This window comes from Rhodopseudomonas rhenobacensis (assembly GCF_014203125.1).
Taxonomy (GTDB): domain Bacteria; phylum Pseudomonadota; class Alphaproteobacteria; order Rhizobiales; family Xanthobacteraceae; genus Rhodopseudomonas_A; species Rhodopseudomonas_A rhenobacensis.
Genome location: NZ_JACHIH010000018.1, coordinates 40,924 through 61,118 on the forward strand (window position 1 = coordinate 40,924; position 20,195 = coordinate 61,118).

Below are 20,195 nucleotides of genomic sequence, written 5' to 3' on the forward strand. Positions count from 1 at the left end.
TCGCAACACGTGGCGGAGGCCTGCACCCGCAGCAAGATTCCGGGTTCGCTCGTTCTGACGAACTCGCGCCCCGGAATGACAGTCTTCTTTGTATCGGGCGCAACCACCCGCTGTCTCCCGCATATCGCAGCGCTCATGCGGGCTAATGGCTCGATGCCACGTGGTGAGCTGAGCTAGCAGTGACCCGTAGCCCGGATGAGCGCAGCGAAATCCGGGACTCTTCGTCGCGGCGTCTCCCCGCTAAGAGCCGTCATTCCGGGGCGCGAGCGGCGCAAGCCGCGCGCGAACCCGGAATCTCGCAACACGTGGCGGAGGCCTGCACCCCGCAGCAAGATTCCGGGTTCGCTCGTTCTGACGAACTCGCGCCCCGGAATGACAGTCGTCTTTGTATCGGGCGCAACCACCCGCTGTCTCCCGCATATCGCTGCGCTCATGCAGGCTACTGGCTCGATGCAACGTGGTGAGCTGAGTTAGCAGTGACCCGTAGCCCGGATGAGTGCAGCGATATCCGGGACTCCTCGTCGCGGCGTCTCCCCGCTAAGAGCCGTCATTCCGGGGCGCGCGCGGCGCAAGCCGCGCGCGAACCCGGAATCTCGCAACACGTGGCGGAGGCTTGCACCCGCAGCAAGATTCCGGGTTCGCTCGTTCTGACGAACTCGCGCCCCGGAATGACAGTCTTCTTGGTATCTGGCGCAACACCCGCTGTCTCCCGCATATCGCAGCGCTCATGCGGGCTAATGGCTCGATGCCACGTGGTGAGTTGCGGCGCTTTTCTCGCCCGCTCAATGCTTGGTCTTGTGGTCGACGTTGAGAAACGGCCGCCGCGCCGATTCGTGTTTTTCGAACAATTCGAGCCAGCGGCCGTCTTCCGGCAGCGACCAGTCGTCGCCGGCGAGCTGTGAGCGCGGGCAGGACTCGGCGATCGCGTCCTCGAGCCGGAAGAACTCCGCGGTCTCCTCGACGGTGAGCCCGATCAGCACGCGGTTGCCCTGCGCGTCGAGCTGATAGCGGTCGTCGTCGTCGATCATCATGCCGTCGTGTGCGCCGCGCCGGCCGCGCCGTCAACGCGTAGATGCACTTAACCTAACCGCTCAACCTTAACGGCAGTGCCGCGATGGTTAACCGGCGATGAACGCGCGCCACGAACAGATCGTTAAACAAGTTGTTCGATTGTGCGCGAATGACGCGCGGAGTTTGTTTGTATCTCGTCGGCTCCTTCGTCCTCGTTGCGATGGCTGGTTGCGGTCGGTATCAAGCCGAACGCGAGCCCTGGCGCGCCGAGGCCGAGATCGCTTGCCTGAAATCCGGCGCGGTGAAGGAGACCCAGGATCTGGTGCGGATCGATCCGATCTCCGGTCCCGGGGTCTGCGGCGCCGAGTTTCCGCTGAAGGTCGCAGCGTTGGGCGAAAGCGCCAGTCTCGGCTTTGCCGACGACCTGCGGCCGCCCGGCGCGATCGGCGGCAACCAGCCGCGCTGGCCGGTCAACCCGCAGCGCTCCTCGCAAAGCGCCTATCCGGTGACCCGGGCGCCGCAATCGCAATCCCCATCCGCCGCCGGACCGATGACGCTGAACCCGCCCGGCGTCGCGCAGCCGGCCGAAGACATCGAGCTGCCGCCCGAGGGCGCCGCGCAGCGCATGGAACCGGCACGTTATCGCCCGGCGGCGGCCGCAGGCGGCGGCTATTCGGCCGATCGCGGCGCTGCCCAAGGTTTGCCACAAGATTATTCGCAGCCGCGGCTCGGTCCCGGACCGGACAATAATGTCACCGGCGCGGTCGGTCCGGTGGCGGTGAAGCCGGTGGCGACGCTGGCCTGTCCGATCGTCTCGGCGCTCGACAAATGGCTGGCGGATGCGGTGCAGCCCGCGGCGGTGCGCTGGTTCGGCGTCCGCGTCGTCGAGATCAAGCAGATCTCCGCCTATTCCTGCCGCGGCATGAACGGCAATTCGCGCGCGCATATTTCCGAACACGCTTTCGGCAACGCGCTCGACATCGCCGCCTTTACGCTCGCCGACGGCCGGCGGATTTCAGTCAAGGACGGCTGGAAGGGACTTCCGGAAGAGCAGGGCTTCCTGCGCGACGTGCAAGGCTCGGCCTGTCAGGTGTTCAACACCGTGCTGGCGCCGGGCTCCAACGTGTTCCACTACGATCACATCCACGTCGATCTGATGCGCCGCTCGAGCCGCCGTATCATCTGCCAGCCGGCCGCGGTGTCCGGCGAAGAGGTCGCGGCGCGGGCCCAGCAGCGCAACCCCTATGCGTCGAGTTCGCCTTCAACCACAGGGTCTTTGGGCGCTCACAAGGTGCCGCCGCGGCACAAGCCGGCCAGCGACGACGATTACGAAGACGAGTAGTCGTCGCGCTTGACCTGATAGGTGGCGAGAAACATCCGGATCGCGCTGTCGACGACCCGCGCGATCTCCTCGGCAGAGGGGGACGGCTTGGCGTTAAAAAGAAACGGCATGAACAAGGTGGCCTGGCAGCACTTCATGAATTGCGATGCCGCCAGGTGGAAGTCGTCGATGGCCAGCTCGCCGAGGCCGGCGCGCTGCTCGAGATAGTTCGCCAACCGATCGATCACCCGAGCGATCACATTGTGGTAGTAGCGCTGCCCGACCTCCGGCATGCGCTCGGCGATGGCCATCACCGTGCGGATCGATGAACCGCCGCCCGGTCGGCACAACAACTGAATATAGGCCATTCCGAAATCCCGCAGCGTCGAGGGGGTGTCGCGGGCGACATCGAAGTTGAACGCGATCTTGGACTGTTCGAGCACTTCACGGGCGACGATGGCTTCGAACAACGCGCTCTTGTCGGTGAAATAGACATAGAGCGTGCCCTTCGACACCCCGGCTGCCCGCGCGATCTCTCCCATGCTGGCGCCGTCGAAGCCGAGCTCGAGAAACACCGCGCGCGCGCCGTCGAGAATCTGCCGGCGTTTGGCGCTGTCGTCTTCACCGGGAGAGCCGGCGTGCGAGCTGGAAACTGCCACCATGGTTGGTTTGTCCGCTGAGACGGCCTTCTGAACGATTTCGAAGGGGGATTTCCTTACCATCGAGAATAAGAATCTACGTTGACCGAACCGTTCGGTCAATGGTAATTTGCTTCGTGCAGGGGCGGTTGCGTCCGCCTCCATCAAAATTGCCCAAGGAGCCTGCGATGGCCGGAAGCCAGACTGCCCGCATTCTGCCGGTCGACACCGATGCCGACGGCGTGCCGGCGCGCGTCGCAGCGCCTGCCCACGATCCGCTTCGCCCGCAGCCGGAGCAGACGGCGTCGCCGCGCGCCGAAGCGCCGCTGCAGGAGCCGACCGAGGCGGTGGCCGAGGTCGCGCCGCGCCCGGCGTCCGGCAAGTCCAACAAGCGCAAGCTGATCGGGCTCGGCGTCGCGGCCTTGCTGGCGCTGGCCGCGATCTATTTCGGCGTCAACTACATGCTGGTCGGCCGCTTCATGGTCGGCACCGATGACGCCTATGTGCGGGCCAACAACACCACGCTGGGCGCCCGGGTGTCGGGTCATCTCGCCGCGATCCTGCCCGGCGACAACGTTCAGGTCCGCGCAGGCGACGTCGTGTTCCGGATCGACGACGGCGATTATCGGATCGCGGTGGATTCGGCGCGCGCCAAGATCGCGACGCAACAGGCGACCATCGAGCGGATCGGCCGCCAGGTCATTGCGCAGCAAAGCGCCGTGGAGCAGGCCAAGGCGCAGCTCGCCTCTGCCGACGCCGCGTCGAAGCGCGCCGGCCTCGATTTCGATCGCCAGCAGGCGCTCAGCACCAAGGGTTTTGCGTCGCGCGCCACGTTCGAAGTGTCGCAGGCCGGCCGCGACCAGGGCGCTGCGGCGGTGCAGGCGGCGCAGGCGGCTTATGCGGCGGCCAGCGACAATGTCGAAGTCACCAAGGCGCAGCAGCTCGAGGCCCGCGCGCAACTGGTGGAGTTGCAGTCCGCGCTGGCCAAGGCGCAGCGCGATCTCGATTTCACCATCGTGCGCGCCCCGGTCGACGGCATCTTCTCCAATCGCTTGGTCAACACTGGCGACTTCATCCAGGCCGGGCAGCGGCTCGGCAATGTGGTGCCGCTCGACGACGTCTATATCGACGCCAACTTCAAGGAGACCCAGCTGCGCCGGCTGAAGCCCGGCCAGAAGGTCGAGATCTCGGTCGACGCCTTCAGCAACCGGCACATCGAAGGCACGCTGGACAGCCTGTCGCCGGCGGCCGGCGCGGTGTTCACGCTGCTGCCGCCCGACAACGCCACCGGCAATTTCACCAAGATCGTGCAGCGCGTGCCGGTGCGGGTGAAGGTGCCGGCCGAGGTGGCGCGGGAGAACATGCTGCGCGCCGGCATGTCGGTCTACGTCACCGTCAACACCAAGGACTAACAGCGTCGGCGCAGCTTAAAGCGCCATCATCAACCCGGACTGCTTCATGTCGGATACCACCGCATCCCCGGCCGCCGCCGGCGCGCCGCCGGCCCCGCCGGTGGCGTCGGATCACATCGCGCCGATGCGGCTGTTGGCGTTTCTGATCATGGTGTTCGGGATGTTCATGGCGATCCTGGACATCCAGATCGTCTCGGCGTCGCTGTCGGACATCCAGGCCGGCTTGTCGGCGAGCTCCAGCGAAATCTCCTGGGTGCAGACCGCCTATCTGATCGCCGAAGTGATCGCGATTCCGCTGTCTGGATTCCTGTCGCGCGCGCTCGGCACCCGCTATCTGTTCGCGATCTCGGCGGCGGGCTTCACCGGCGCCAGCCTGATGTGCGGCTTCACCTCGTCGATCGAGCAGATGATCCTGTGGCGGGCGATCCAAGGCTTCGTCGGCGCCGGCATGATCCCGACCGTGTTCGCCTCCGCCTACACGGTGTTTCCGCGCAGCAAGTTTCACATCGTCGGTCCGATCATCGGGCTGGTGGCGACGCTGGCGCCCACCGTGGGGCCGACCATCGGCGGCTACATCACCGACCTGATGTCGTGGCACTGGCTGTTCTTCATCAACGTCGTGCCCGGCATCGGCATCACTATCGGCGTATTGCTGCTGGTCGATTTCGACGAGCCGCATTTCGCATTGCTCGACCACTTCGACTGGTGGGGGCTCGCCTTCATGGGAGGTTTCCTCGGCTCGCTGGAATACGTGCTGGAGGAGGGGCCGCGCAACGACTGGTTCCACGACGATTCGATCGCGATCTTCGCGGTGGTTTGCGTGCTGTCGGCGGTGGCGTTCTTCTGGCGGGTGCTGACCGCGCACGAGCCGATCGTCGACATCAGAACTTTCGCCAACCGCAATTTCGGCCTCGGCTGCATGTTCGCCTTCGTGGTCGGCATCGGGCTGTACGGCCTGACCTATCTGTATCCGCGCTATCTCGCCGAAGTGCGCGGCTACAGCGCGCTGATGATCGGCGAGACCATGTTCGTCTCCGGCGTTGCGATGTTCCTGTCGGCGCCGATCGTCGGCCGGCTGATGCAGAAGGTCGACATGCGGCTGATGATCGCCGCCGGCATGCTGCTGTTCGCGTTCGGCACCTGGCAGATGACCTGGATGACGCGGGATTACGACTTCTACGAATTGCTGTGGCCGCAGATCTGCCGCGGCGTCGGCATGATGCTGGCGATGGTGCCGGTCAACACCGTGGCGCTCGGCACGCTGGCGCCGGCGCGGCTGAAGAACGCCTCCGGGCTGTTCAATCTGATGCGCAATCTCGGCGGCGCGGTCGGGCTGGCCGCGCTCAACACCGCGCTCGACGACCGTACCGATTTCCACATCTCGCGGCTGCACGACAAGGTGACCTGGGGCAACGCCCAGGCGGTCGATCTGCTCCACACCTTCACCCAGCGCTTCCAGGGCCTCGGCGACGCGTCATTGATGGCGATGAAGCAGCTCAACCAGATCGTGCACCGCCAGGCGGTGGTGATGAGCTTTGCGGATTCGTTCCTGCTGATGACGGTGATGTATATCGGGCTCAGCACGCTTGTGGTGCTGTTGGCCAAGCCCGGCAACCCGATGGGCGCGCCGGACGCGCATTGAGATCACGTCAGCCGCCATCATTAATCGCCGTCATTCCGGGGCGCGAGAGCGAAGCTCGCGCGAACCCGGAATCTCGCTCCAGATGCTGGCCGCGCAGCGAGATTCCGGGTTCGCTTGGCCTGCGGCCTCGCGCCCCGGAATGACGGCGGTGGTTGTTGCAGTGAGGCGACGCTGAATTACGCCTCCGCGCCGATGAACTCCGCGATCGTCTTGTTCTGGCGCAGCGTCGCCAGTTCGTCGGAGCGCGGCAGTTGCGGCCGGTCGCGGTCGGCGTTGACCAGGCAGAGGAAGCCCAGGATCTCGCCGGCATTGGCGCGGAACTGATGCCAGGTCATCGGCGGGATGAACACCAGGTCGCCCACCGCGACGTCACTGATCACCTCGCCGACCAGGCATTGGCCGCGGCCGCGATGGATCATGGTGGCGTGGACGTGGTGATGCCGCTCCAGCGTCGAATAACCGCCCGCGGCGACTTCGAAATAGCGCCACTCGCAGCCGAGCCGCGGATCCGAAAACAGCACCTGACGCGTCACCGAACGGAACGGCGCCGCGTCGTCCTGCTTGTAGGCCATCAACTCGACGTCTTGCCATCGGCCGGGGCCGGCCGCGGCGCGCACGCCAGGTTGTTCTGACTGTCGTTCGGTTTCGCCGTACGTCGTCGTTCTATCGTTGACCATGGCTGGCAACCCTATCGACAAATCGTGACGCTTGTTCGGTCAACTGCTCCCGCGCGGCCAGCAGGCTGCCACCGATCAGCAGCATCACGTCCTGTCCGTAGAACTGCAGCAACTCATTGACGCGATGCAGCATGATGCCCCCCGCGGGCACCGGCATGCAAGCATTCAGTTGGTCCCAGGGATCGCGCGACGCCGCAGCCAGCGCGCGGCAGGTGTCGGTCGAATAAGCAAAGCGGCCGCCGTAGTTCGGAAACACCGTGGCGTCGGCGCCGAGCAGTCGGAACAGCCTGCCGAGCAGCAGCGGCGGAGCAATTTTGACCGCACCCGCCATCGCCGGATGCGCCACGACAACGAGACCCGCGGCCTCCTTCACAATCGCGTGGAAGTTCGAAAGCCCGACGATCATCGGCGCCACCAGCAGCGCGCCGATGCCTTCCTCGCGGATGATGCTGAGCTGCCGCCGCATGTCGTCGAGCGTGCCGGAAATATTGGGCGCATAGAGCGTACGACCGCCGCTCGCCGCATTGGCCTCGCGCACCGCTTGGCCGACCGCCACGGCGCGCGCCGCGAATGGGCTGAAGGCCTGGTCGGCGAGGCCGTGATCGTCCTTGATCAGATCGACGCCGCCCCGCGCCAGTTGCTCGGCGATGCCGGCCAGCGCCGCGGGCGACAGCCCCTGCGGCTTCAGCGCCGAGGCGGTGAGGGCGCGCTGCGATGCGCCGGTCAGCGCCCGGATCCCCGCGAGGCCGACCCGCGGCCCGCCGAACGCCGCGAGGTAGCTGTCCGGCAATGCGACGTCGGCGAGCGCGACGTCGTCCTGGATCGCGCTGTTGCCGAACAGCATGTTGAGCAATTGGCCGGGCTCGGCAGGCGCGGTTGCCGCCGCAAGGCCGACGCGCACCGCATAGCGGCCGGGTTGCAACTCGACGATGTCCTCGACCCGGCCGACGATTGTATCGAGAATGGCCGGATCGCCGATCGCCTCCAGCGGGCATTCGACGCTCTGCTCGATGGCGAGCCCCTGCGCGCGCTGCTCGATGCGGTCGGCGTCGCTGGCGATGTGATAGGTGGCGATGATGCGCGGCTCGGTCATCCGGCTTGCTTTCGCAGGGCACGAACTGGCGAGGGGCCCGGCGTGTTGCGCCGAACCCCTCGTTCGTAAGTATCAGCCGGCCTGTAAGCCGGGTTCTGGAGGGCACCGCCCGCTTGCACGAGCGATACGCGACGGCCATTCCTCTGGGACAACGTTTGCACGCTGCCTCTAGCAACCTACCCGGACGGCGAGCTTGACATCGCCCTGCGGAGTTATCGCCCGAAAGCGAACTGTCCGCGATGCCGTCCCTATTCGGTTTTGCTCCCGGTGGGGTTTACCCTGCCGTTTCCGTTGCCGGAAACGCGGTGCGCTCTTACCGCACCTTTTCACCCTTACCCGGCTTCGTCCTTGCGGACTTCGCCGGGCGGTTCGTTCTCTGTGGCACTTTCCCTGGGGTCGCCCCCGCCGGACGTTATCCGGCACCGTATGTCGATGGAGCCCGGACTTTCCTCCCTCGCAGCCTTTCGACCGTAGCGAGAGCGGCCGTCCGGCCGACTGACGCGAGAAGCCATGCGGGCTTCGCGCCGCCGCGTCAAGGCTGCCGTTACAGCTGCCTGGCGGCGACCGTGGGCGCCTCGCGGCGGCGGTCGAGCAGCTTCTGCAGCGTTGCCAGAGTCGAGGCGTCGGCCATGCCGTCGACCCGCTGTGGGCGGAAGTGCCGCTGGAACGCGGTCACCACCTCGGCGGTGGCGGGGTCGTAGCGGCCGTTCGGCGTCAGGCCGTAGCCGTAGTCGGCCAGCGCCCGCTGCAGCGCCATCACCTCGTCGCCGTCGGTGCCGAGCTTCAGCGCGTCGCTGCGCACGATCGGCGCCGGCGGCACCCAATGCCCGACCCCGGAATCCGACAGCGACTGCCAGGGGAATTTCTCGCCGGGATCCTTCTTGCGCGACGGCGCCACGTCGGAATGCGCCAGCACCCGGTGGCCCTGCACGCCGCGCCGGATGATGATGCCGCGGCATAGCGCAATCGTCGCTGCGACCTGGCGCAGCGGAAAATCCGGATAGCCCCAGTCGTGGCCGCGGTTGACGATTTCGATGCCGATCGAGCAGGAGTTGATGTCTTCCTCGCCGGCCCACGAGGCGACGCCGGCGTGCCAGGCGCGCCGCGCTTCCGGCACGCATTGGATGATCCTGCCGTCTTCCAGCACCACGTAATGCGCCGACACCTCGGTGCCGGCCTGGCACAGCCGCGCCAGCGCGCCTTCGACATCGGGCATCCCGGTGTAGTGCAGCACGATCATGTCGGGCAGTCGGGCCTTGTTCCGCTCGCCATGATTGGGCGACGGAATCACGTCGGAGACGACGGATGAATCCGGGGTAAAGGTCTTCATCTCAGCGACGCCCTTGGGGACGGGGAGGGACCGTCGACGCTTCGGATCTGGTCGTGCAACTGCAAACGGAGCTGAGAGCATGGGACAACCTAATCCAGGCAGGAGGACGGCAGCGATGCCCTGCAGCCCACCGGCTGCTCGCGCCTACTATCCGGAGCCGGGAGTCGCGGTGCAACGGTTGCGTGACAGGATGATGCCATTTTCTGTGGAGTGTGGACGCTCTGCACCACTCGCATACCGTTCCGCGTCGACGGCAAGTCTGACGGGGACGCCAAACGCCCGCCTCGGCAGCTTCAATCCGATCGGTCCCGTCAACGGTTTCTTAACGCTAAGTGACGTTACTCAATGCTGAAGAGCCGAGCCCGGTGGGGTCGGCCGAGGCCCTTTTGACGCCCGAGCCATGGTCACCGATGCAATTCCATGCGGCGCGCCGGGTTTGCCTGCACGTCGCCCGGGCCTCGGGATCGATGCGCGCGCGCGATTGGTCGGTCGCGCGACCTTGCCAGCGGCCGCGGGGACGGCGGCAAGGCATGGATCAAGGCTTGGAAATCACGGGTGGAATGGGCTGGTTGATGTCGGATTGGGGCAGCCGCCGCGGACGCGGCATCACGCAATGGCCGGGGCGACCCGGATTGCGGCCCCACGCGGCTGCAGGGCCGCGCCGATGAGCGAGCCGTCCCGCCATATTCCGGTGCTCGGCCAGGAGGCCGTCGACCTGCTGGCGCCGCGCGACGGCGGCGTCTATGTCGACGCCACCTTCGGCGCCGGCGGCTATTCGCAGATGATCCTGTCGACCCCCGGCAGCCGGGTGATCGGCATCGACCGCGACCGCACCGCGATCGCCGGCGGCTTCGACCTGGTCGAGCGATCGGGCGGCCGGCTGACGCTGGTGGAAGACCGCTTCTCCAACCTCGCCGAAGTCTGCGCCGCGCAGGGCGCCGAGACCGTCGACGGCGTGGTGATGGACGTCGGGGTCTCCTCGATGCAGCTCGACCAAGGCGAGCGCGGCTTTTCGTTCCGGCTCTCAGGGCCGCTCGACATGCGGATGGGGCAGAGCGGCCCCTCCGCCGCCGACGTGATCGCGGTGGCCTCCGAGGCCGAACTCGCCAACATCATCTACATCTTCGGCGAAGAGCGGCATTCCCGCGCGGTGGCGCGTGCCATCGTGGCGGCCCGCACCAATGCGCCGATCACCACCACCAAGGCGCTCGCCGATATCGTCTCCAAGGTGGTGCACGCCAAGCCCGGCGAAATCCATCCGGCGACGCGGACGTTCCAGGGCTTGCGGATCTTCGTCAACGCCGAGCTCGACGAGCTGCATCTGGCGCTTTCCGCCGCCGAGCGGGTGCTGAAGCCCGGCGGCCGGCTGGTCGTGGTCTCGTTCCACTCGCTGGAAGACCGCATCGTCAAGAATTTCTTCAACGCCCGCGGCAAGACCGGCGGCGGTTCGCGGCATCGGCCGGAGCTCGACCAGGAGGCGCCGAGCTTCGCGATCCTGACCAAGCGGCCGATCACCGCAGGTTCCGCTGAACTCGCCGGCAATCCGCGCGCGCGCTCCGCCAAGCTGCGCGCCGGCGAACGCACCGCGGCGCCGGCCCATGCCGGCGGCGACCTGCCGGCCTGGCCGACGCTCGATACTGTGATGGGGAGGCGCTGATGCGGCTGCTCCATCTTCTCGTGATCGGCGCGCTGCTGTTCGCCGCGGCCTATGTCTACCAGATCAAAATGGAATCCACCGCGCGCACCGAGCGGGTGCTGCGGCTGCAGGCCGAGGTGCGCGAGCAGCGCGAGGCGATCGCGGTGTTGCGCGCCGAATGGGCCAAGCTCGACGCGCCGTTGCGGCTGCAGGGGCTGGCCGAGCGGCATCTGAAGCTGAAGCCGGTGTCGGCGCAGCAATTCGATTCCTTGAAGAACCTGCCGGAGCGGCCGCCGAATCTCGCCAATCCCAGCGAATCCGATTCGATCGGGGCGATGATCGACACCATCGATCCCGACATCATCACCGGCTCGTTGCCGGCGCCGGAGGTGGGGCGGTGAGCATTCAACCGAATTCCAAGCCGAAGCCGACGGAGCCCTGGCGACAGCGGCTGATCCGCGGCCTGTTGTACGGCCGCGACGTCGACCGCGCGGTCAAGGCGCGGGCCCGGGTCGGCTTCGCGATGCTGGCGTTCGGCGCGATCTATGCGGTGATCGGATTTCGCCTGGTCACCATCGCGGTGGTCGGCGACACCCATAGCGGCCGCCGCGCCGCAGCCCAGGACGCGGTGGCGACCGCGCGGCCCGACATCGTCGATCGCAACGGCGAAGTGCTGGCGACCGACGTCAAGACGCCGTCGCTGTTCGCCGAGCCGCGCCGCATCGTCGACAAGGACGAGGCGATCGAGCTGTTGACCGCGACCTTGCCCGATCTCGACACCGGCGAAGTCCGCGACCGGCTGATGTCGAAAAAAGGCTTCGTCTGGCTGAAGCGCGAAATCACCCCCTTGCAGCAGCGGGAAATCCGCAAGCTCGGCGTGCCCGGCGTCGGCTTCCTGCGCGAGAACAAGCGGGTCTATCCGTCCGGCCCCGCGGTGTCGCATCTGATCGGGCTCGTCAACATCGACAACCAGGGCATCGCCGGCATCGAGAAATGGCTCGACACCAACGGCCTCGCCGACCTGCATCGCGCCGGCTTCGCCTCGGACCGGCTGCAGAAGCCGGTCGAGCTGGCGGTCGACCTGCGGGTCGAGCACGCCTTGCGCGACGAGCTGATGAAGGCCAAGGAGAAATACAGCGCCAAGGCCGCCTCCGGCCTGGTCTCCAACGTGCGCACCGGCGAGATCGTCGCGATGGTGTCGCTGCCGGATTTCGACCCGAACAATCCGCGCGAGGCGCACGACCCCGACCGCATCAACCGGCTGACCACCGGCGTCTACGAGATGGGCTCGACCTTCAAGACGCTGACGCTGGCGATGGCGCTGGATTCCGGCAAGGCCAATCTCAACACACTGTACGACGCCCGCGGCGCGCTGCATTTCGGCAAGTTCGCGATCCACGACACCCATAATCTCGGCCGCGCCATCACCTTGACCGAGGTCTTCACCTACTCGTCGAACATCGGCGCGGCCCGCGTCGCGCTGGCGCAGGGCGTCGAGGCCCACAAGGCGTTCCTGAAAAAGGTCGGCCAGATGGATCGGCTGCGCACCGAATTGCCGGAAAGCGCAGCTCCGATCGTGCCGAAGCGCTGGAGCGAGCTCAACACCATCACCATTTCCTTCGGCCACGGCATCGCGGTGGCGCCGCTGCAGGCGGTGATGGGCATCAATGCCATGGTCAATGGCGGCTATCTGATTCCGCCGACCTTCCTGAAACGCACCGAGCAGGAGGCGCTGGAGATCGGCAAGCGCGTGGTGCGCAAGGACACCAGCGACAAGATCCGCTACCTGATGCGGCTGAACGCCGAAATCGGCACCGCCAAATCGGCCGAGGTGATCGCCAAGGGCTATTATATCGGCGGCAAGACCGGCACCGCCGAAAAGGTCGTCGGCGGCCGCTATTCGAAGAAGCAGGTGCTGAACTCCTTCACCGCGATTCTGCCGGCCGACAATCCGCAGTTTCAGGTGCTGGTGATGCTGGACGAGCCGAAGGCGCTGCCGGAAACCCACGGCTTCATCACCTCGGGCTGGAATGCGGTACCGGCAGGCGGCAAGGTGATCGCCCGCATCGCGCCGCTGTTGGGAATCGAGCCGCGTTTCGATCTGCCGCCGTCCGACCGCCTCATTCTTGCGGCATCGAAGGTCACTCAATAGTGATTCCACCGGCCGAGGCCGGCGGAGAGGGCGCAATCGGTTGCGCTGGGGTCTGGTTGCGCTAAAAGCTCCGGGACCGTTGGGACGTCGGTTGTTCGCATGCGCCGGACTGGATGAATATGAAGCTCCGCGAGCTTTTCAGCGATGATGCCGCGATGGCCGCCGAGGCCGCCGCGATCGAGGTCCGCGGCGTGGCGTCGGACAGCCGCGCGGTGATGCCCGGCGACGTGTTCTTCGCGCTGGCCGGGACCAAGACCGACGGCGCGCGCTACGTCGATCAGGCGATCGCCAACGGCGCGGTGGCGGTTGTCGGCGAGCAGCTTGCCGACAACGACTGTCGCGTCGCGCTGGTGCGCGTGGCCAATCCGCGCCGCGCGCTGGCGCTGGCTGCGGCACGCTTTTTCCCGCGCCAGCCCGCCACCATCGCGGCGGTCACCGGCACCAGCGGCAAGACCTCAGTCGCCGCGTTCACGCGGCAGATCTGGCAGCGGCTCGGCTTTGCGGCGGCCAGCATCGGCACCATCGGCCTCGTCACCCCGCATCGCAACGTCTACGGCTCGCTGACCACGCCGGACCCGATCGCGCTGCATCGGGAGATCGACGAGATCGCCGGCGAGGGCGTCACCCATCTGGCGCTGGAGGCCTCGTCGCACGGGCTCGATCAGTTCCGGCTCGACGGCGTGCGGATCGGCGCCGGCGGCTTCACCAATCTGTCGCGCGACCATATGGATTACCATCCCGACGTCGCGCATTATCTTGCGGCAAAGCTGCGGCTGTTCACCGACCTGGTGAGCGACGGCGGCGCCGCGGTGATTTCCGCCGACCACGAGCATTCCGCCGCGGTGATCGCCGCCGCGCGCGCCCGCGGGCTGCGGCTGATCGCGATCGGCCGCAACGCCGAGGGGCCCGACAGCATCAAGCTGCGCGCCGCGAGCATCGACGGCTTCGCGCAGCGCCTCGTCATCGAGCATCGCGGCCGCGAGCGCGGCTTGCGGCTGCCGCTGGTCGGCGAATTCCAGATCGAGAACGCGCTGATCGCGGCCGGTCTGGTCATCGGCACCGGCGGCGACGCCGAGCAGGTGTTCGCGGCACTCCAGCATCTCGAAGGCGCCAAGGGCCGACTCGAACTGGTCGGCGACCGCAACGGTGCGCCGATCTTCGTCGACTACGCGCACAAGCCCGACGCGCTGGCGAAAGCCTTGCAGGCGCTGCGGCCTTACGCCAGACGCAAGCTGATCGTGGTGTTCGGCGCCGGCGGCGACCGCGACGCCGGCAAGCGGCCGTTGATGGGCGCGATCGCCGCCGAAGCGGCCGACCGCGTCATCGTCACCGACGACAATCCGCGCAGTGAAGATCCCGCCGCGATCCGCGCCGCCATCATGGCGGCGGCGCGCGGCGCCACCGAGATCGGCGACCGCGCCGAAGCGATCCGCACAGCGATCGGCGCGCTGCAGCACGGCGACGCGCTGCTGATCGCCGGCAAGGGCCACGAGACCGGACAAATCATCGGCGGCCAGGTGCTGCCGTTCAGCGATCACGAGGCCGCCGCGGCGGCCCTTTCATCGAGTGCTGCATGAATAAGATGCCCCTCTGGACGGCTTCGGCGATGGCGGAGGCGATGCGCGCGACCGCGAGCGGCGCGCTGCCCGACGCGATCCTCGGCCTCTCGATCGACAGCCGCACGCTTTCCCCGGGCGACGCGTACTTCGCGATTCACGGCGATGTCCATGACGGCCATGATTTCGTCGCCGCTGCGCTGAATGCCGGCGCCGCGCTCGCGGTGGTGGAGCGCGCGCAGCGCGACAAATTCCCCGCCGACGCGCCGCTGCTGGTGGTCGACGACGTGCTCGACGGCCTGCGCGATCTGGCGCGCGCGTCGCGGACGCGGCTCGGCGGTCAGGTCGTCGCGGTCACCGGCTCGGTCGGCAAGACCTCGACCAAGGAGGCGCTGCGCGCGGTGTTCGCCGCGCAGGGCGAGACCCACGCCTCGGTCGCGTCGTTCAACAATCACTGGGGCGTGCCGCTGTCCTTGGCGCGCTGTCCGGCCTCGGCGAAATTCGCGGTGTTCGAGATCGGCATGAATCATCCGGGCGAGATCGAGCCCTTGGTGGCGATGGTGCGGCCGCATGTGGCGATCATCACCACGGTGGAGCCGGTGCATCTGGAATTCTTCGCCAGCGTCGAGGCGATCGCCGACGCCAAGGCGGAAATCTTCTTAGGGCTGGAGCCGAACGGCGCCGTGGTGCTGAACCGCGACAATCCGCAATTCGCGCGTCTGCGCAAACGCGCCAAATCGCTCGGCATCAGCCGCATCGTGTCGTTCGGCGCCGACCCCAAGGCCGACGCCCGGCTGCTCGACATTGCGCTGCAGGCGGACTGCTCGGCGGTGCGCGCGGCGATCTTCGGCGACGACGTCACCTACAAGCTCGGCATCCCCGGCCGCCACATGGCGATCAATTCGCTGGCGGTGCTGGCCGCGGCGGAGCTGGTCGGCGCCGATCTGGCGCTGGCGGCGCTGACGCTGTCGCAGGTGCAGCCCGCCGCGGGGCGCGGCGTGCGCCGCGCGTTGCAGGTCGCCCATGGCGAGGCGACGCTGATCGATGAGAGCTACAACGCCAACCCGGCGTCGATGGCTGCGGCGCTCAACGTGCTCGGCCAGGCCGCGGTCGGTCCGCACGGCCGCCGCATCGCGGTGCTCGGCGACATGCTGGAACTGGGACCGCGCGGGCCTGAGCTGCACAGCGGCCTCAACGACGCGGTCAAGGCCAACGCGATCGACACGGTGTTCTGTTGCGGTCCGCTGATGCGGCAATTGTGGGACGCGCTTTCCCCCGGCAAGCGCGGCGGCTATGCAGAGACTGCGGCCGCGCTCGAATTACAGGTCATCGCCGCGATCCGCGGCGGCGACGTCATCATGGTGAAGGGCTCGCTCGGCTCGCGCATGAAAACCATCGTCACCGCGCTGGAGCGGCGCTATCCCGGCAATGCTGCGCTCAGCGACGCTGCGGTGTAAGGGCGGCTTGCATGCTTTATTGGCTGATCGATTTTTCCAGCGCGTTTCCGGCGTTCAACGTGTTTCGCTACATCACCTTCCGCACCGGCGGCGCGATGGTGACGGGAGCGCTGTTCGTGTTCCTGTGCGGCCCCTGGATCATCGACAATCTGCGGCTGCGCCAGGGCAAGGGCCAGCCGATCCGCAGCGACGGTCCGCAATCGCATCTCAGCAAGAAGGGCACGCCGACCATGGGCGGGCTGATGGTGCTGATGGGTCTCGTGGTCGGCACCGTGCTGTGGGCCAACCCGCTCAACCCCTATGTGTGGATCGTGCTGGCGGTGACGCTCGGCTTCGGCTTCGTCGGCTTCTATGACGACTATCTGAAAGTGACCAAGCAGAGCAGCCAGAACGGCTTCGCCGGCCGCTGGCGGCTGCTGATCGAGGCGGTGATCGCCGCTGCGGCCTGCTACGCGCTGGTGCGGCTCGGCCGCGACCCGTTGTCGAGTTCGCTGGTGATCCCGTTCTTCAAGGACGTCGCGATCAATCTCGGCTGGTTCTTCGTGGCGTTCGGCGCCTTCATCGTGGTCGGCGCCGGCAACGCGGTGAACCTCACCGACGGCCTCGACGGCCTCGCCATCGTGCCGGTGATGATCGCCGCGGCGAGCTTCGGGCTGATCTCCTATCTCGCCGGAAACGCGGTGTTCGCGGATTATCTGCAAATCAATTACGTCGCCGGCACCGGCGAATTATCCGTGTTATGCGGCGCGCTGCTCGGCGCGGGCTTAGGCTTTCTGTGGTTCAATGCGCCGCCGGCCTCGATCTTCATGGGCGACACCGGGTCGCTGGCGCTCGGCGGCATGCTCGGTTCGATCGCGGTGGCGGTGAAGCACGAGATCGTGCTGGCGGTGATCGGCGGGCTGTTCGTGCTGGAGGCGGTGTCGGTGATCGTGCAGGTGGCGTCGTTCAAGCTCACCGGCAAGCGGGTGTTCAAGATGGCGCCGATCCACCATCATTTCGAGCAGAAGGGCTGGACCGAGCCGCAGATCGTGATCCGGTTCTGGATCATCGCGGTGATGCTGGCGCTCGCCGGCCTGTCGACGCTGAAGCTGCGGTGAATAGATCCCAGATGATGATACGAACTGTGCCGCACGCGCGGCCTCATCCTGAGGAGCGGCCCGTAGGGCCGCGTCTCGAAGGATCGGGCCTCCCTCGTCCTTCGAGACGCGCGCAACTGCGCGCTCCTCAGGATGAGGGCGGGGCGTTGGCCGTGGTCTTGATTGGAGCTGTCCTGTGATCCCCATTACATCCTTCGCCGGCAAGACGGTTGCCGTATTCGGTCTCGGCGGCTCCGGGCTCGCCAGTTGCCGCGCCTTGCAGGACGGCGGCGCCGACGTCGTCGCCAGCGACGACAATATCGACCGGCTGGTCGAGGCGGCGCAGGCCGGCTTCATCACCGCCGATCTGCACAGCGTGAACTGGAGCAACATCGCAGCCTTGGTGCTCACCCCCGGCGTGCCGCTGACCCATCCGGCGCCGCACTGGAGCGTGCTGGCGGCGCAGGCCGCCGGCGTCGAAGTGATCGGCGACGTCGAATTGTTCTGCCGCGAGCGCAGGCTGCTCGCGCCGCACGCGCCGTTCGTCGCCATCACCGGCACCAACGGCAAGTCCACCACCACGGCGCTGATCGCGCATCTGTTGCGGCAGGCCGGCTTCGACACTCAGATGGGCGGCAATATCGGCACCGCGATCCTGTCGCTGGAGCCGCCGGCCGACGGCCGCGTCCATGTCATCGAGATGTCGTCCTATCAGATCGATCTCACACCTTCGCTCGATCCGTCGGTCGGCATCCTGCTCAACGTCACCGAGGATCATCTCGATCGCCACGGTTCGATCGAGCACTACGCCGCGGTGAAGGAGCGGCTGGTCGCCGGGGTGCAGAACGGCGGCACCGCGATCGTCGGCGTCGACGACGATTTCAGCGCCACCGCTGCCGAGCGCGTCGCGCTGGGCGGCCGCAAGTTTCCCGACCGCACCGTGCTGCGGCTGTCGGTGAAGCGGCCGCTCGCCGACGGCATCGTGGTGGATCGCAACGTGATCTATCGCGTCCATGACGGCGCGCGCGAGGAGCTTGCGCGGATCGATGGCATCGGCTCGCTGCGCGGGGCGCACAACGCCCAGAACGCCGCCGCCGCCGCCGCCGCGGTGCTGGCGCTCGGTGTCTCGCGCGACGTCTTGCAGCAAGGGCTGCGCAGCTTCCCGGGTCTCGCGCATCGCATGGAGCAGGTCGGCCGCCAGGGCGAGACGCTGTTCGTCAACGACTCCAAGGCCACCAATGCCGACGCCGCCGCCAAGGCGCTGGGCTCGTTCGAGGAGATCTTCTGGCTCGCCGGCGGCAAGCCGAAGACCGGCGGCATCGACAGCCTCGCCGGGTTCTTTCCGAAGATCCGCAAGGCCTATCTGATCGGCGAAGCCGCGCAGGAATTCGCCGCGACGCTTGAGGGCAAGGTGGAGTACGAGATCTGCGAGACGCTGGAGGTCGCGGTGCCGCACGCCGCGCGCGACGCCGCGGCGTCCGAGCTGGTCGACCCGGTGGTGCTCTTGTCGCCGGCCTGCGCGTCGTTCGATCAGTTCCGCAATTTCGAAATCCGCGGCAACCGGTTTCGCGAACTGGTCACCGCGCTGCCGCATGTCGTGCCGGTGGTGTGAGGGAATTGCTCACGCCGCACACGCCTTGTTCGGCCAGTAGCGGTCTTTCAGATGCCGCTTCACCAGCTTGCCGGTGGGCGTGCGTGGCAGTTCGGCCTCGAAGTCGACGCTCTTCGGGCATTTGATCGGCGACAGCTTCTGCCGGCAATAGGCGATCAGCTCGGCTTCGAACGCCGGCCCCGCCAGCGCCATGTCGCGCGGCTGCACCACCGCCTTGACCTCTTCGCCCATCTCCTCGTTCGGCACGCCGAACACCGCGACGTCGGCGATGTCGGGATGCGTCAGCAGCACGTCCTCGGTCTCCTGCGGATAGACGTTCACGCCGCCGGAGATGATCATGTAGCTCTTGCGGTCGGTGAGATACAGAAAACCCTCGGCGTCGAGATAGCCGACGTCGCCGAGCGTCGACCAGCCGCGGGCGTTGAACGCGCGGCTCGTCTTCTCCGGATCGTTGTGATAGCTGAACAACGGCCCGCCGGCGAAATACACCGTGCCGATCTGCCCGGCCGGCAGTTCCTCGTCGTTGTCGTTCAAAATCTTGATCTGGCCGACCACCGGCCGCCCCACGGTGCCGCGATGGCCGAGCCATTGCTGCGAATTCGACACCGTGACGCCGTTGCCCTCGGAGCCCGCGTAGTACTCGATCAGGATCGGCCCCCACCACTCGATCATCTTGGCTTTGACGTCGATCGGGCAGGGCGCCGCGGCGTGGATCGCGCCCTTCAGCGAGGAGACGTCGTAACGCGCGCGGACTTCTTCCGGCAGCTTCAGCATCCGCACGAACATGGTCGGCACCAGCTGCGACTGCGTGACCTTGTGCTTCTCCACCAGCGCCAGGAACGCCTCGGCGTCGAAAGTCTCCATGATGATGGAGCTGCCGCCGAGCGTGATCGCCATCATGTTGAAGCGCAACGGCGCGGCGTGATACAGCGGCGCCGGCGAGAGATAAATGCTGTCGGCGCTCATGCCGCACATCCCGGCGCAGAGGATCTTCAGGAACGGATTGGGCAGCTCGATCGGATTGTTCTCGAAGCCGCGCTTGATGCCCTTCGGCCGGCCGGTGGTGCCCGACGAATACAGCATGTCACTGCCTGCGACCTGGTCGGCGATCGGCGTTGCCGGCTGAGTCGCCAGCGCCTCGTGCCAGGAGCGAAAGCCCGGTTGCGCCTCGTCGACGCTGAAGAACGCCACCTCGGGTAACTCGGCGAGCAGCGGCGCCAGCGTGGCGACGCCTTTGGCCGAGGCGATGACGACGCGGGCGCCGCAATCCTTGACGATGTAGCCGATCTCGTCCGGCGTCAGATAGCGGCTGATCGCGGTGTAGTAGAGCCCTGAGCGCTGCGCCGCCCAGCAGATCTCCATGAATTCGAGGCGGTTCTCCAGCAACAGCGCGATATGCGCGCCGGCCTGCAAGCCCAGCGCGCGGAACAGCTGCGCGCCCTGATTCGAGCGCTCGTCCAGCTCGCGATAGGTGAGGGCCTTGCCCGATCCCGCCATCTGGTAGGCGATCTTGTCGGGCTGGGTCTTTGCAAGGATCGAGGGGTGGGTCATCGGCATGTCCTCCCTGAAGACGGCGGATGTT

General features: G+C 67.0%; 16 protein-coding genes and 1 other RNA gene. 10 read left to right on the plus strand and 7 right to left on the minus strand.

Annotated elements, in window-relative coordinates; all coding sequences use genetic code 11:
- Positions 1–782: 782 nt before the first annotated feature.
- Positions 783–1,028 carry a hypothetical protein gene (locus HNR60_RS14550; RefSeq protein ID WP_184258675.1) on the minus strand — a complete coding sequence of 82 codons (246 nt, stop codon included), beginning with the start codon at positions 1,026–1,028 and terminating at the stop codon, positions 783–785.
- 152 nt (positions 1,029–1,180) lie between these two features.
- Here HNR60_RS14550 and HNR60_RS14555 point away from each other — a divergent pair, with 152 nt between their 5' ends.
- A complete protein-coding gene (locus HNR60_RS14555) occupies positions 1,181–2,353 on the plus strand; it encodes an extensin-like domain-containing protein (RefSeq protein ID WP_184258677.1) in 1,173 nt (390 codons plus the stop codon).
- Here the strand turns inward: HNR60_RS14555 and HNR60_RS14560 are convergent.
- Positions 2,338–2,994, minus strand: a complete 657-nt coding sequence (locus tag HNR60_RS14560; protein WP_184258783.1) for a TetR/AcrR family transcriptional regulator — start codon at positions 2,992–2,994, stop codon at positions 2,338–2,340. The genes HNR60_RS14555 and HNR60_RS14560 overlap by 16 nt on opposite strands.
- 164 nt (positions 2,995–3,158) lie before the next feature.
- On the opposite strand from HNR60_RS14560, the gene HNR60_RS14565 reads away from it, so the two are divergent.
- Both HNR60_RS14565 and HNR60_RS14570 read left to right on the plus strand, forming a co-directional pair.
- Positions 3,159–4,382 (plus strand): HlyD family secretion protein, encoded by a 1,224-nt coding sequence (locus HNR60_RS14565; RefSeq protein ID WP_184258679.1) that lies wholly within the window; start codon positions 3,159–3,161, stop codon positions 4,380–4,382.
- Between the two features lie 46 nt (positions 4,383–4,428).
- Positions 4,429–6,024 carry a DHA2 family efflux MFS transporter permease subunit gene (locus HNR60_RS14570; protein WP_184258681.1) on the plus strand — a complete coding sequence of 532 codons (1,596 nt, stop codon included), beginning with the start codon at positions 4,429–4,431 and terminating at the stop codon, positions 6,022–6,024.
- 176 nt (positions 6,025–6,200) lie between these two features.
- On the opposite strand, the gene HNR60_RS14575 is transcribed toward HNR60_RS14570, so the two are convergent.
- From HNR60_RS14575 to HNR60_RS14590, 4 genes are all read right to left on the minus strand, one after another.
- A complete protein-coding gene (locus HNR60_RS14575; RefSeq protein WP_210313554.1) occupies positions 6,201–6,701 on the minus strand; it encodes a cupin domain-containing protein in 501 nt (166 codons plus the stop codon).
- Positions 6,688–7,794, minus strand: coding sequence for a RuBisCO large subunit C-terminal-like domain-containing protein (locus HNR60_RS14580; RefSeq protein WP_184258685.1), 1,107 nt, complete (start codon positions 7,792–7,794; stop codon positions 6,688–6,690). Before HNR60_RS14580 ends, HNR60_RS14575 begins: the two co-directional genes overlap by 14 nt.
- Before the next feature lie 68 nt (positions 7,795–7,862).
- An RNA gene (gene rnpB / locus HNR60_RS14585) (RNase P RNA component class A) lies at positions 7,863–8,293 on the minus strand.
- A gap of 45 nt (positions 8,294–8,338) precedes the next feature.
- Complete coding sequence (locus HNR60_RS14590) at positions 8,339–9,205, minus strand: N-acetylmuramoyl-L-alanine amidase (protein WP_184258687.1); 867 nt, start codon at positions 9,203–9,205, stop codon at positions 8,339–8,341.
- Positions 9,206–9,788: 583 nt separating this feature from the next.
- Between HNR60_RS14590 and rsmH the strand changes: the two genes are divergently transcribed.
- From rsmH to murD, 7 genes are all read left to right on the plus strand, one after another.
- Entirely contained in the window at positions 9,789–10,781 is a 993-nt protein-coding gene (gene rsmH, locus HNR60_RS14595; protein WP_184258690.1) for a 16S rRNA (cytosine(1402)-N(4))-methyltransferase RsmH, read from the plus strand.
- Positions 10,781–11,161: a cell division protein FtsL gene (gene ftsL, locus HNR60_RS14600; protein ID WP_184258692.1), complete on the plus strand. Its 381-nt coding sequence runs from the start codon at positions 10,781–10,783 to the stop codon at positions 11,159–11,161. Before rsmH ends, ftsL begins: the two co-directional genes overlap by 1 nt.
- 2 nt (positions 11,162–11,163) lie before the next feature.
- Positions 11,164–12,912, plus strand: coding sequence for a penicillin-binding transpeptidase domain-containing protein (locus HNR60_RS14605; RefSeq protein WP_184258785.1), 1,749 nt, complete (start codon positions 11,164–11,166; stop codon positions 12,910–12,912).
- Positions 12,913–13,031: 119 nt separating this feature from the next.
- A complete protein-coding gene (locus HNR60_RS14610) occupies positions 13,032–14,489 on the plus strand; it encodes a UDP-N-acetylmuramoyl-L-alanyl-D-glutamate--2,6-diaminopimelate ligase (protein WP_184258787.1) in 1,458 nt (485 codons plus the stop codon).
- Positions 14,486–15,925: a UDP-N-acetylmuramoylalanyl-D-glutamyl-2,6-diaminopimelate--D-alanyl-D-alanine ligase gene (locus HNR60_RS14615; protein ID WP_184258694.1), complete on the plus strand. Its 1,440-nt coding sequence runs from the start codon at positions 14,486–14,488 to the stop codon at positions 15,923–15,925. The genes HNR60_RS14610 and HNR60_RS14615 overlap by 4 nt, the downstream gene beginning before the upstream one ends.
- Before the next feature lie 11 nt (positions 15,926–15,936).
- On the plus strand, positions 15,937–17,022 hold the full coding sequence (gene mraY, locus HNR60_RS14620) for a phospho-N-acetylmuramoyl-pentapeptide-transferase (protein WP_184258696.1): 1,086 nt from the start codon (positions 15,937–15,939) through the stop codon (positions 17,020–17,022).
- A 175-nt stretch (positions 17,023–17,197) separates the two neighbouring features.
- On the plus strand, positions 17,198–18,613 hold the full coding sequence (gene murD, locus HNR60_RS14625; RefSeq protein WP_184258698.1) for a UDP-N-acetylmuramoyl-L-alanine--D-glutamate ligase: 1,416 nt from the start codon (positions 17,198–17,200) through the stop codon (positions 18,611–18,613).
- Positions 18,614–18,622: 9 nt separating this feature from the next.
- Here the strand turns inward: murD and HNR60_RS14630 are convergent, their stop codons facing one another.
- A complete protein-coding gene (locus tag HNR60_RS14630) occupies positions 18,623–20,164 on the minus strand; it encodes an acyl-CoA synthetase (protein WP_184258700.1) in 1,542 nt (513 codons plus the stop codon).
- Positions 20,165–20,195 lie beyond the last annotated feature (31 nt).

Excerpts from the sequence above, each read along its gene's own strand:
- HNR60_RS14565 (WP_184258679.1), top strand. The coding sequence starts at position 3,159 with ATGGCCGGAAGCCAGACTGCCCGCATTCTGCCGGTCGACACCGATGCC.
- HNR60_RS14560 (WP_184258783.1), bottom strand. The coding sequence starts at position 2,994 with ATGGTGGCAGTTTCCAGCTCGCACGCCGGCTCTCCCGGTGAAGACGAC.
- mraY (WP_184258696.1), top strand. The coding sequence starts at position 15,937 with ATGCTTTATTGGCTGATCGATTTTTCCAGCGCGTTTCCGGCGTTCAAC.
- HNR60_RS14630 (WP_184258700.1), bottom strand. The coding sequence starts at position 20,164 with ATGACCCACCCCTCGATCCTTGCAAAGACCCAGCCCGACAAGATCGCC.
- HNR60_RS14590 (WP_184258687.1), bottom strand. The coding sequence starts at position 9,205 with ATGCTCTCAGCTCCGTTTGCAGTTGCACGACCAGATCCGAAGCGTCGA.
- HNR60_RS14570 (WP_184258681.1), top strand. The coding sequence starts at position 4,429 with ATGTCGGATACCACCGCATCCCCGGCCGCCGCCGGCGCGCCGCCGGCC.
- HNR60_RS14610 (WP_184258787.1), top strand. The coding sequence starts at position 13,032 with ATGAAGCTCCGCGAGCTTTTCAGCGATGATGCCGCGATGGCCGCCGAG.
- ftsL (WP_184258692.1), top strand. The coding sequence starts at position 10,781 with ATGCGGCTGCTCCATCTTCTCGTGATCGGCGCGCTGCTGTTCGCCGCG.
- rsmH (WP_184258690.1), top strand. The coding sequence starts at position 9,789 with ATGAGCGAGCCGTCCCGCCATATTCCGGTGCTCGGCCAGGAGGCCGTC.
- HNR60_RS14555 (WP_184258677.1), top strand. The coding sequence starts at position 1,181 with ATGACGCGCGGAGTTTGTTTGTATCTCGTCGGCTCCTTCGTCCTCGTT.
- HNR60_RS14615 (WP_184258694.1), top strand. The coding sequence starts at position 14,486 with ATGAATAAGATGCCCCTCTGGACGGCTTCGGCGATGGCGGAGGCGATG.
- HNR60_RS14550 (WP_184258675.1), bottom strand. The coding sequence starts at position 1,028 with ATGATCGACGACGACGACCGCTATCAGCTCGACGCGCAGGGCAACCGC.
- HNR60_RS14575 (WP_210313554.1), bottom strand. The coding sequence starts at position 6,701 with ATGGTCAACGATAGAACGACGACGTACGGCGAAACCGAACGACAGTCA.
- HNR60_RS14580 (WP_184258685.1), bottom strand. The coding sequence starts at position 7,794 with ATGACCGAGCCGCGCATCATCGCCACCTATCACATCGCCAGCGACGCC.